Genomic DNA, 11893 nt, shown 5'->3' with positions numbered 1-11893 from the left:
ATGAATCTGTAAACCTGAATTGGTGCCCAGAAGAAGACTCGAACTTCCACGACCTTGCGGTCACCAGCACCTGAAGCTGGCGTGTCTACCAATTTCACCATCTGGGCAGTATCAGCAACGTTGCCGCTGTTGATGTGGCGCACTATACGGAGCGCTTTTGAATCTGTAAACCCCTGTTTTAGTTTTATTAAATCAGGGGCTTATGAAGTTCTTAAATGCAAAAACCCGCTTTCGCGGGTTTTTGTGTGAGGCTCAGAGTTGTACTACTCTGAATCTCTGAATTGGTGCCCAGAAGAAGACTCGAACTTCCACGACCTTGCGATCACCAGCACCTGAAGCTGGCGTGTCTACCAATTTCACCATCTGGGCAGCATCTTCAACGTTGCCGTTGTCGATGGCGCGCACTATACGGATGACCCTTTGACCTGTAAAGCGTTGTGATTAAAAATATTGAAAATTTTTCGCGAACGGTTGGTTGGTAGCGTTAAAGCGCGTCAGAAAGGACTATTAAGGCCCAGTGTGTGCCTGAAATTTCCCGTTTCAATACGCGTATGCCAAACTAACCCGCATATAGACAAGGTGAAAACTATCTAATGGCCGATTGGCAGACCCTCGATCCCGAGGCCGCACGTGAAGCGGAAAAATACGAAAACCCTATCCCTAGCCGCGAACTGATCCTTAAGCATCTGGCCGAGCGTGGCTCGCCTGCTGCTCGCGAACAGTTGGTGGAAGAGTTCGGTCTGACTACAGAAGACCAAATCGAGGCCTTGCGCCGTCGCCTGCGTGCGATGGAGCGCGATGCCCAGCTGATTTACACCCGTCGTGGCACTTATGCACCGGTGGACAAGCTCGACCTGATTCTCGGCCGCATCAGTGGTCACCGTGATGGCTTCGGCTTCCTGATCCCGGATGATGGTAGTGACGACCTGTTCATGAGCCCGTCGCAAATGCGGCTGGTGTTCGATGGCGACCGTGCGCTGGCCCGTGTTTCGGGGCTGGACCGCCGTGGTCGCCGTGAAGGCGTGATCGTCGAAGTGGTCTCGCGTGCTCACGAAACCATCGTGGGTCGTTACTTCGAAGAAGGCGGCATTGGCTTTGTCGTGGCCGACAACCCAAAGATCCAGCAGGAAGTGCTGGTGACGCCGGGTCGCAACGCTGGCGCAAAAATTGGCCAGTTCGTCGAAGTGAAGATCACTCACTGGCCGACGCCGCGCTTCCAGCCGCAAGGTGATGTGCTTGAGGTCGTAGGCAACTACATGGCCCCGGGTATGGAAATCGACATTGCCCTGCGCACTTACGACATTCCGCACGTCTGGCCTGAAGGCGTCCTTAAGGAAGCGGCCCGGTTGAAGCCGGAAGTCGAAGAAAAAGACAAAGAGAAGCGCATCGACCTGCGTCATCTGCCGTTCGTCACCATTGATGGCGAAGATGCTCGCGACTTCGATGACGCGGTTTTCTGCGAAGCCAAGCCAGGCAAGCTGCGCCTGTTCTCCGGTGGCTGGAAGTTGTACGTGGCGATTGCCGACGTTTCCAGCTATGTGAAAATCGGTTCGGCTCTGGATACCGAAGCGCAGGTTCGCGGTAACTCGGTGTACTTCCCTGAGCGTGTGATCCCGATGCTGCCTGAGCAGCTGTCCAACGGTCTCTGCTCCCTGAACCCGAAAGTCGACCGTTTGGCCATGGTTTGCGAGATGACCATCTCCAAAACCGGCGAAATGACTGACTATCAGTTCTATGAGGCGGTGATTCACTCCCAGGCGCGTCTGACCTACAACAAAGTCAGCACCATTCTGGAGCAGCCGAAAACCACTGAAGCCAAGCAGCTGCGCAGCGAATACGCTGATGTGGTGCCGCACCTCAAGCAGCTTTACTCGCTGTACAAAGTGTTGCTGGCCGCTCGTCATACCCGTGGCGCGATTGATTTTGAAACGCAGGAAACCCGGATTATCTTCGGTACCGAGCGCAAAATCGCTGAAATTCGTCCAACTACTCGTAACGACGCACACAAGCTGATCGAAGAGTGCATGCTGGCAGCCAACGTGGCCACTGCTGAATTCCTCAAGAAGCACGAAATTCCTGCGTTGTACCGCGTTCATGATGGTCCGCCGCCGGAGCGCCTGGAAAAACTGCGTGCCTTCCTGGGTGAGCTGGGCCTGAGCCTGCACAAAGGCAAGGATGGTCCGTCGCCTAAGGATTACCAGGCGCTGCTTGAAACCATCAAGGATCGTCCTGACTTCCACCTGATTCAGACCGTGATGCTGCGTTCGTTGAGTCAAGCGGTGTACAGCGCTGATAACCAGGGCCACTTCGGCCTGAACTATGAAGCCTATACCCACTTCACTTCGCCGATCCGCCGTTACCCGGATCTGTTGACGCACCGTGCAATTCGCAGCGTGATCCATTCCAAAATGGACACTCCGCACGTTCGCCGTGCTGGCGCGATGACCATTCCGAAAGCGCGTATCTATCCGTACGACGAAGCGATTCTGGAGCAGCTCGGCGAGCAGTGCTCGATGAGCGAGCGCCGTGCTGACGAAGCCACGCGTGACGTGACCAACTGGCTCAAGTGCGAGTTCATGAAGGACCGTGTCGGCGAGTCGTTCCCGGGCGTGGTGACGGCGGTGACTGGTTTCGGCCTGTTCGTGGAGTTGACCGACATCTATGTCGAAGGTCTGGTCCACGTGACCGCCTTGCCGGGTGACTACTACCATTTCGATCCTGTGCATCACCGTCTTGCGGGCGAACGCACCGGTCGCAGCTTCCGCTTGGGCGACACCGTTGAAGTACGAGTTATGCGCGTCGATCTCGACGAGCGCAAAATCGACTTCGAAATGGCGGAAAAAACCCTCAGTGCACCGATTGGTCGTAAAAATCGCACTACTGACGCGCCAAAAACCAAAAATGCTGGCAAGTCGGGCACCAAGGCCACTGAAAAGCCGGTCGAGCCAGCGCCTGCTGCACGACGCAGTGCTCCGGCCAAGGCCGTCAAAAAAACGACCGACGATGCCTATCGCCCTGGCGATGCTGCCGCAAAAAATGCCGAGCTTCGCAAGAGTCGCGAATTGAAACAGGCGCTGTTGGCCGAATCGAAGAGCGGCGGTCGGACATCGGAGCCGGGAAAGTCGGGTAGGGCAGCACCTGCTAAAGATGCAGGCAAGCCTTCAAAACCGAGTAAACATCGTAAAGGCCCGCCAAAATCGGGCGCCGCTCCTGCTGCAAAAAGCGGCGGGTCGCGCAAACCTAAGGCCAAGTCATGAGTCAGTTGGAAAAAATCTACGGTATCCACGCCGTAGAAGCGTTGCTTCGTCATCATCCCAAGCGCGTAAAGCAAGTGTGGTTGGCCGAGGGTCGTAGCGATCCTCGCGTTCAGACCCTGATCGCATTGGCTGATGAAAGCCGGGTGCCGGTGGGTAATGCCGAGCGTCGCGAGATGGATGTTTGGGTTGAGGGCGTGCACCAGGGTGTTGTGGCTGACGTAAGCCCGAGCCAGGTGTGGGGCGAGGCCATGCTCAACGAATTGCTGGACCGCACCGAAGGTGCTCCGCTGATTCTGGTGCTGGACGGTGTGACCGATCCGCACAACCTGGGTGCTTGCCTGCGTACCGCTGATGCTGCCGGCGCCTTGGCAGTTATCGTGCCGAAGGACAAGTCTGCAACCTTGACGCCAACAGTGCGAAAAGTAGCCTGTGGCGCAGCTGAAGTGATTCCGTTGGTTGCCGTTACCAACCTTGCGGCCACTCTGAAAAAGCTTCAGCAGCGCGGCCTGTGGATCGTTGGTACTGCCGGCGAAGCCGAGCAGGAGCTGTACGAGCAAGACCTGACTGGCCCGACCATCCTGATTATGGGTGCTGAAGGCAAAGGCATGCGTCGCCTGACGCGTGAGCATTGCGATTACCTGGTACGCCTGCCGATGGCGGGCAGTGTCAGCAGCTTGAACGTTTCGGTAGCGACGGGCGTATGCCTGTTCGAAGCCTTGCGTCAGCGCAGCGTCAAAGCCAAGACTTCTTCCAAGAAGAAGTAAGCAACATCCCCTGTGGGAGCCAGCCTGCTGGCGAAGGTATCGATACGGTCTGTCTGGCAGGCTGCGTTGCATGCTTCGCCAGCAGGCTGGCTCCCACAGTTGTATTTGTATGTAGGTGGTCGGGATTGTTCAAATAATCGCCAATTGCCTTGCGCCTCTGTTGTCCCTTCTCTACAATTGCGCCCCTTGCCGTCATGGCGGGCGCATATGTGCCTCTCTAGGCAAGACACACAAGTGTCATTCACTCCTTGTCTGACCGCTTTTTAGTTAGCGGCAGGCTACAACCCGTAAGGAGCATTCATGCGTCATTACGAAATCATCTTTTTGGTCCACCCGGATCAAAGCGAACAAGTCGGCGGCATGGTAGAGCGTTACACCAAGCTGATCGAAGAAGACGGCGGCAAAATCCACCGTCTGGAAGATTGGGGCCGTCGTCAACTGGCCTACGCAATCAACAATGTTCACAAGGCTCACTACGTGATGCTGAACGTTGAGTGCACTGGCAAAGCCCTGGCTGAGCTGGAAGACAACTTCCGTTACAACGATGCTGTGATCCGTAACCTGGTCATCCGTCGCGACGAAGCCGTAACTGGCCAGTCCGAGATGCTCAAGGCTGAAGAAAACCGCAGTGAGCGCCGTGAGCGTCGTGACCGTCCTGAGCATTCTGACAGCGCCGATGGCGATGACAGCGATAACAGCGACGCCAGCGATAACGCTGACGAGTAATCCACGGACCTTTTGAGGAGCCAATTACATGGCACGTTTCTTCCGTCGTCGTAAATTCTGCCGCTTCACAGCAGAAGAAGTGAAAGAGATCGATTACAAGGATCTCAACACTCTGAAAGCTTACGTATCCGAGACCGGCAAAATTGTTCCAAGCCGCATCACCGGTACTAAAGCTCGTTATCAGCGTCAGCTGGCCACCGCTATCAAGCGCGCCCGCTTCCTGGCCCTGCTGGCCTACACCGACAGCCACGGCCGCTGAGACCGGGCAGTCGACAAGTAGTAAAGGATTGAAAGCATGCGCGCCTTAGCTGAGTTCATCATGCGAGGCCGTGTGCAGGCCACGTTAATCGTGGCCGGATGTGCGGCATTGCCGTTCTTGTTCTGGTTGAGTGCTGCTGCAGGTTGCCTTGTGCTCCTGCGGCGCGGTCCGAGAGATGCCTTGAGCATCCTCTCATGGGCTTTACTGCCGGCCTTGGTCTGGTGGTTTATTGGAGAACCTCGCACCCTTATGGTGCTGCTGGGAACTCTGGGGTTAGCGTTGATGTTACGCGCTGGCCAGTCCTGGAACCGCGTGCTGCTGGTCAGCGTAGCGCTGGGTGTGGTGTATGGCGTGATCCTGGGTACGGTTTTCCGCGAACCCATTGGTGCGATGGCGCAGGAGTTGGAAAAACTTCTGCCGCAGGTCCTCAATGGTCTCTACGACAAGTTATCTGACGTAGAGCGAGCGCGCCTTGGAGCACTGATTGCACCCGTCCTCACCGGACTAATTGCAGCTTTGATGCAGGTCGTCAGCGTGCTTAGCCTGATGCTTGGGCGTTATTGGCAGGCGTTGTTGTACAACCCGGGCGGTTTTGCGAGCGAGTTTCGCAGCATCCGCCTACCGCTGGGACCAGCGCTCGTATTGCTGGCGTGCATGCTTGTAGGACCGAACTTCGGTCCTGAAATGGCCATGCTCACGCCGTTGTGCAGCGTAGCGTTGTTCTTCGCCGGGCTAGCCCTGATTCATGGGCTGGTGGCGCAAAAGCGACTGGCCAGGTTTTGGCTGGTGGGGTTGTACGTCACGCTGTTGCTGTTTATGCAGCTGATCTATCCGTTGCTCGTGGTTTTGGCCATTGTCGACAGCCTGATTGATTTTCGCGGACGTCTGGCACCGAAAAGTGCCGATAAAGACTCTGCGGACGGTGAAGGTTAAAAGTTAAGAGGATTTTCACATGCAACTGATCCTTCTGGAAAAAGTCGCGAACCTGGGCAACCTGGGCGACAAAGTAAATGTTAAGGCCGGTTACGGTCGTAACTACCTGCTGCCGTACGGCAAAGCTACCGCTGCAACCGCTGCCAACCTGGCTGCGTTTGAAGAGCGTCGTGCTGAGCTGGAACAAGCTGCTGCAGACAAAAAAGCTTCGGCTGAAACACGCGCTGCCCAACTGGCTGAGCTGGAAGTGACTATCACTGCCACCGCTGGCGACGAAGGCAAGCTGTTCGGTTCGATCGGTACTCACGACATCGCTGATGCACTGACCGCCTCTGGCGTTGAAGTTGCTAAAAGCGAAGTTCGTCTGCCGAACGGCACTATCCGCAACGTTGGCGAATTCGACGTGGCTGTGCACCTGCACGCCGAAGTTGAAGCAACCGTACGCGTTGTTGTGGTAGCTGCTTAAGCAGTCTTAACTGACTGGCACCTTGTGTGCTGGACGGTTAACATCGGGCACGATCCTGTTTACAGGTCGTGCCCTTTGTCTTTCTGCAGTTTCTGATTTTCAAACCCCCTGCTTTTATAAACAACTCAAGTGGCCATGAACGATATCTCCGCTCCTGAGCAATACGATCTACAAACCGCAGCCCTGAAGGTGCCTCCGCATTCCATCGAGGCCGAACAGGCCGTGCTCGGTGGTTTGATGCTGGATAACAACGCCTGGGAACGCGTGCTGGATCAGGTTTCGGACGGCGATTTCTATCGACATGACCACCGCCTGATCTTCCGGGCCATCGCCAAACTGGCGGACCAAAACTCCCCGATTGACGTCGTGACCCTTGCCGAGCAATTGGACAAGGAAGGTCAGACCTCGCAAGTCGGCGGGCTGGGTTACCTGGGTGAACTGGCAAAAAACACGCCGTCGGTCGCCAACATCAAGGCCTATGCGCAGATCGTTCGCGAGCGCGCCACCTTGCGTCAGTTGATCGGCATCAGCACCGAGATCGCCGACAGCGCCTTCAACCCCGAAGGTCGCAATGCTGCCGAAATTCTCGATGAGGCCGAGCGCCAGATCTTTGCGATTGCCGAGGCCCGGCCAAAAACCGGCGGCCCGGTCAGCGTTAACGATCTGTTGACCAAGGCCATCGACCGTATCGACACCCTGTTCAATACCGACAACGCCATCACTGGCCTGTCTACCGGCTACACCGACCTTGATGGTATGACCAGCGGCTTGCAGCCATCGGACCTGATCATCGTTGCGGGTCGTCCATCGATGGGTAAAACCACCTTTGCGATGAACCTCGTCGAGAATGCGGTTTTGCGCAGCGAAAAAGCGGTACTGGTTTACTCCCTCGAGATGCCAGGCGAATCGCTGATCATGCGTATGTTGTCCTCGTTGGGGCGCATCGACCAGACCAAGGTCCGTGCCGGTCGCCTCGAAGACGACGATTGGCCACGCCTGACGTCGGCGGTCAATCTGCTCAATGACCGCAAGCTGTTTATCGATGACACGGCGGGCATCAGCCCATCGGAAATGCGCGCCCGTACCCGACGACTGGTACGTGAGCACGGCGATATCGGCCTGATCATGATCGACTACCTGCAATTGATGCAGATCCCGGGTTCGGGCGGTGACAACCGTACCAACGAGATTTCCGAGATTTCGCGATCCCTCAAGGCCCTGGCCAAGGAATTCAATTGCCCGGTAGTGGCGTTGTCGCAGCTCAACCGTTCCCTTGAACAGCGGCCCAACAAGCGCCCGATCAACTCCGACTTGCGTGAATCCGGAGCCATCGAGCAGGATGCTGACGTCATCATGTTCGTGTACCGCGACGAGGTGTACCACCCCGAGACCGAGCACAAGGGCATTGCCGAGATCATTATCGGCAAGCAGCGTAACGGCCCTATCGGCACCACGCGCCTGGCGTTTATCGGCAAGTACACCCGCTTCGAAAACCTGGCGCCAGGCAGTTACAACTTCGACGACGATTAAGCACCCGGCGCTTCTCTGTGGGAGCGGGCTTGCCCGCCATTCAAGCGGTGAGGCGTTTCAGGCACACCGTGATGATGCCATCGCCAGAAGGCTGGCTCCCACAGGTAATCGACGTGCGCCAATCAATTCCGACCATCGCCGTCGGAATTGATCATTTTTTGTGCTATATTCCGCGCCCGCGAATTTCTTAGTAAATGACGCGCCCCAATTTTCTGTACTCAACACCGGTCATCGACATGCAAGCAGCCAAGCCTCTATTTGACTATCCGAAGTACTGGGCCGAATGTTTCGGTCCAGCGCCATTCCTGCCTATGAGCAGGGAGGAGATGGATCAGCTTGGCTGGGATTCATGCGACATCATCATCGTCACCGGTGATGCCTATGTCGATCACCCGTCGTTCGGCATGGCCATCATCGGTCGCCTGCTGGAGTCCCAGGGCTTTCGCGTGGGCATCATTGCCCAGCCGAACTGGCAGTCAAAAGACGATTTCATGAAGCTGGGCGAGCCGAACCTGTTCTTCGGTGTTGCAGCCGGCAACATGGACTCGATGATCAACCGTTACACCGCAGACAAAAAGATTCGTTCCGATGACGCCTACACCCCTGGTGGCCTGGCTGGCAAACGTCCGGATCGCGCCAGTCTGGTCTACAGCCAGCGCTGCAAGGAAGCCTACAAGAATGTGCCGATTGTACTGGGCGGCATCGAAGCGTCCCTGCGCCGTATTGCGCATTACGACTACTGGCAGGACCGCGTCCGCAACTCGATCCTGATCGACGCCTGCGCCGACATTCTGCTGTACGGCAACGCCGAGCGCGCCATTGTTGAAGTGGCCCAGCGTCTGTCCTACGGTCACAAGATCGAAGACATCACCGATGTTCGCGGTACCGCGTTCATCCGTCGCGATACGCCAAAAGACTGGTACGAAGTCGACTCCACGCGTATCGACCGTCCGGGCAAGATCGACAAGATCATCAACCCGTACGTGAACACCCAGGACACCCAGGCCTGCGCCATCGAGCAGGAAAAAGGTCCGGTTGAAGACCCGAATGAAGCCAAGGTCGTGGAGATCCTGGCCAGCCCGCGCATGACCCGCGACAAGACGGTTATCCGCTTGCCATCGGTTGAGAAAGTACGTGGCGACTCGGTTCTGTACGCTCACGCCAACCGCGTTTTGCACCTTGAAACCAACCCGGGCAACGCCCGCGCGCTGGTACAGAAGCACGGCGAAGTGGATGTGTGGTTCAACCCGCCACCGATCCCGATGACCACCGAAGAAATGGACTACGTGTTTGGCATGCCATACGCACGTATCCCGCATCCTGCGTACGGTAAGGAAAAGATCCCTGCCTACGACATGATTCGCTTCTCGGTGAACATCATGCGTGGCTGCTTCGGCGGCTGCACCTTCTGCTCGATCACCGAGCACGAAGGCCGGATCATCCAGAACCGCTCCGAAGAGTCGATCATTCGTGAGATCGAAGAGATCCGCGACAAGGTGCCTGGCTTTACCGGTGTTATTTCCGACCTCGGTGGCCCGACCGCGAACATGTACCGCATTGCCTGCAAAACGCCGGAAATCGAATCCGCGTGCCGCAAGCCGTCCTGTGTGTTCCCGGGTATTTGCCCGAACCTGAATACCGACCACTCGTCGCTGATTCAGCTGTACCGCAGTGCCCGTGCCTTGCCGGGCGTGAAAAAGATCCTGATCGCTTCCGGTCTGCGCTACGACCTTGCGGTCGAGTCTCCGGAATACGTTAAAGAACTGGTCACCCACCACGTTGGTGGTTACTTGAAGATCGCCCCGGAACACACCGAGGAAGGTCCGCTCAACCAGATGATGAAGCCGGGCATTGGCAGCTATGACAAGTTCAAGCGCATGTTCGAGAAGTACACCAAGGAAGCGGGCAAAGAGCAGTACCTGATTCCGTACTTCATTGCGGCTCACCCGGGCACCAAAGACGAAGACATGATGAACCTGGCGATCTGGCTCAAGACCAACGGTTTCCGTGCCGACCAGGTCCAGGCGTTCTACCCGTCGCCGATGGCCACTGCCACCGCGATGTATCACTCGGGCAAGAACCCGCTGCGCAAGGTTACGTACAAGAGCGACTCGGTGACCATCGTCAAGAGCGAAGAGCAGCGCCGTCTGCACAAGGCGTTCTTGCGTTACCACGACCCGAAAGGCTGGCCAATGCTGCGTGAAGCGTTGACCCGTATGGGTCGCGCCGACCTGATCGGTTCGGGCAAGGATCAACTGATCCCGTTGCACCAGCCTGCCACTGACAGCTACCAGAGTGCGCGTCGCAAAAACTCGACGCCTGCTGGCAGCCATAAGGTAGCAGGGGAGAAGACTACCAAAATCCTGACCCAGCATACCGGCCTGCCGCCGCGTGCCAGCGATGGCGGCAACCCGTGGGACAAGCGTGAACAGGCCAAGGCCGCCGCATTCGCTCGTAACAAACAGGCTGCCAAAGAGCGTCACGAAGCAGCCAAGGGCGGAAAAAGCCAAAAGCCGACCCGCAAGCCGGTAGTGCCGCGCTAGGGATACTTTGTGGGAGCGAGCCTGCTCGCGAAGATGGTTCACGATAATACGGGGTTGCTGGATAGTCTCGGCGTTACGTGATGAGACCTTCGCGAGCGGGCTCGCTCCCACAAGAAACCGCGCAGTATTCACCTACAACGCCAGCCTTCGGGCTGGCGTTGTGCTTTCTGCGCGCTGAGAAGCCTGCCACGGGTTTGTAGGCTGTTCGCTGTCGCAGAGTAAGGGGATGAGGTTTGAAGCGTCTGAGAGGGCGACAGGCTGACTGCGAGGATCAACAGCCGGGCTGCTGATCCTGATCACAGATCCTGTGGGCCGGGTTGTGGATAACCGGGCCTAGGTGGGGCTCAAGCGGTTGGAGCTTTATCTTCTGTGGCACCGGTATCTTCTGCGGCGCCTTCATTTTCGGTGTCGACGTCCTGGTCCAGCTCTGTGTCTACGATGCCGCCTTCAGCAGCTGCTTTCTTGCGGGCGAGCTTTTCCTCTTTCTTCTGCTCTTTAGCCAAGTCTCTTTGACGCTTAGCGAAGTTATAGTTTGGTTTGGCCATGGGCGATCCTCTTGGGGTCGAAGGTGAGGTTAAGCGGCGCGTATTCTGCCCTGTATTAGTGCTTAGCCGTTAGCTGGGTTTTTGCAAGGTTGTACTTTGCGCTAAAAATACGACTCTACACCCACCCAAAAGACCGTTGTGGATTAAATCTCTGACCGAAGGCGGTCATGACCACAAGCACCGCAGGCATACGTGGCAAGCAAACAGGTCATCAATGCAGGAAGTCCCATTACTTATTCCCCCAATTATCAAAATGATGACCTAAGGTTATAGGCCTGAAGTCCATTTTGGGATGGATTCTCTCGATCGCGGCGATAGACCATGACGCAGATCATATGAATCGAGACAATTTTCAGGCAATCTGTATACAGATTTTAGTTTTTCATACCCTGCCTTGGAGATAGACCATGTTTGCCAAAGTTGTTGCGGTATCCCTTTTGACCCTGGCCAGCGGCCATTTGCTGGCGGCAGAGTGCGCTGTGACTGTCGATTCGACTGACCAAATGTCTTACAACACGAAAGAGATCGTCATCGACAAATCCTGCAAGACGTTCACCGTTAACCTGACGCACTCCGGCAACTTGCCGAAAAACGTCATGGGCCATAACTGGGTCTTGAGCAAAAAGGCAGACATGCAGGCAGTTTCCACCGACGGTATTGCTGCCGGTCTGGATAAAAACTACCTCAAGGACGGTGACGAGCGCGTCATTGCCCACACCAAAGTGATCGGCGCTGGCGAGAAAGACTCCGTGACCTTCGACGTGGCCAAGCTCAAGGCGGGCGAAGAATATGAGTTCTTCTGCACCTTCCCGGGCCACAACTCGATGATGAAAGGCGCTGTGGTTCTTAAATAAGACCCCGCGAGCCCTC

10 protein-coding genes and 2 tRNA genes are annotated in these 11893 nt (G+C 56.4%); 9 read left to right on the top strand and 3 right to left on the bottom strand.

The features are described 5' to 3' along the window. Positions 1 to 20 precede the first annotated feature (20 nt). Positions 21 to 107 (bottom strand) — tRNA-Leu (locus TU76_RS17645). Positions 108 to 282: 175 nt separating this feature from the next. Then, a tRNA-Leu gene (locus tag TU76_RS17640) sits at positions 283 to 369 on the bottom strand. 224 nt (positions 370 to 593) lie between these two features. On the opposite strand from TU76_RS17640, the gene rnr reads away from it, so the two are divergent. From rnr to TU76_RS17600, 8 genes are all read left to right on the top strand, one after another. After that, complete coding sequence (gene rnr, locus TU76_RS17635) at positions 594 to 3257, top strand: ribonuclease R (protein ID WP_048352216.1); 2664 nt, start codon at positions 594 to 596, stop codon at positions 3255 to 3257. Next, positions 3254 to 4021: a 23S rRNA (guanosine(2251)-2'-O)-methyltransferase RlmB gene (rlmB, locus tag TU76_RS17630; protein ID WP_046809179.1), complete on the top strand. Its 768-nt coding sequence runs from the start codon at positions 3254 to 3256 to the stop codon at positions 4019 to 4021. The genes rnr and rlmB overlap by 4 nt, the downstream gene beginning before the upstream one ends. A 300-nt stretch (positions 4022 to 4321) precedes the next feature. After that, entirely contained in the window at positions 4322 to 4747 is a 426-nt protein-coding gene (gene rpsF / locus TU76_RS17625; RefSeq protein WP_003439045.1) for a 30S ribosomal protein S6, read from the top strand. Between the two features lie 28 nt (positions 4748 to 4775). Further along, entirely contained in the window at positions 4776 to 5006 is a 231-nt protein-coding gene (gene rpsR, locus TU76_RS17620; protein ID WP_003171373.1) for a 30S ribosomal protein S18, read from the top strand. A 36-nt stretch (positions 5007 to 5042) separates the two neighbouring features. Further along, positions 5043 to 5939 (top strand): YybS family protein, encoded by an 897-nt coding sequence (locus tag TU76_RS17615; protein WP_019826222.1) that lies wholly within the window; start codon positions 5043 to 5045, stop codon positions 5937 to 5939. Between the two features lie 19 nt (positions 5940 to 5958). Further along, positions 5959 to 6405 (top strand): 50S ribosomal protein L9, encoded by a 447-nt coding sequence (gene rplI / locus TU76_RS17610; RefSeq protein ID WP_003439047.1) that lies wholly within the window; start codon positions 5959 to 5961, stop codon positions 6403 to 6405. 135 nt (positions 6406 to 6540) lie between these two features. Further along, complete coding sequence (gene dnaB, locus TU76_RS17605; RefSeq protein ID WP_019826218.1) at positions 6541 to 7935, top strand: replicative DNA helicase; 1395 nt, start codon at positions 6541 to 6543, stop codon at positions 7933 to 7935. A 236-nt stretch (positions 7936 to 8171) separates the two neighbouring features. Further along, positions 8172 to 10478, top strand: coding sequence for a YgiQ family radical SAM protein (locus TU76_RS17600; RefSeq protein ID WP_037032431.1), 2307 nt, complete (start codon positions 8172 to 8174; stop codon positions 10476 to 10478). Between the two features lie 344 nt (positions 10479 to 10822). Here the strand turns inward: TU76_RS17600 and TU76_RS17595 are convergent, their stop codons facing one another. After that, on the bottom strand, positions 10823 to 11023 hold the full coding sequence (locus TU76_RS17595; protein WP_019826214.1) for a hypothetical protein: 201 nt from the start codon (positions 11021 to 11023) through the stop codon (positions 10823 to 10825). 407 nt (positions 11024 to 11430) lie between these two features. Here TU76_RS17595 and azu point away from each other — a divergent pair, with 407 nt between their 5' ends. Beyond that, the gene (azu, locus tag TU76_RS17590) at positions 11431 to 11877 is read left to right on the top strand and encodes an azurin (protein WP_016783322.1); all 447 of its coding nucleotides are present in this window, start codon (positions 11431 to 11433) and stop codon (positions 11875 to 11877) included. The last annotated feature ends 16 nt before the right edge of the window (positions 11878 to 11893 follow it).

Source organism: Pseudomonas psychrophila, assembly GCF_001043005.1.
Lineage (GTDB): Bacteria > Pseudomonadota > Gammaproteobacteria > Pseudomonadales > Pseudomonadaceae > Aquipseudomonas > Aquipseudomonas psychrophila.
Note: the sequence above shows the minus strand (reverse complement) of the source record. Positions and strands in the feature narration are given on the sequence as shown.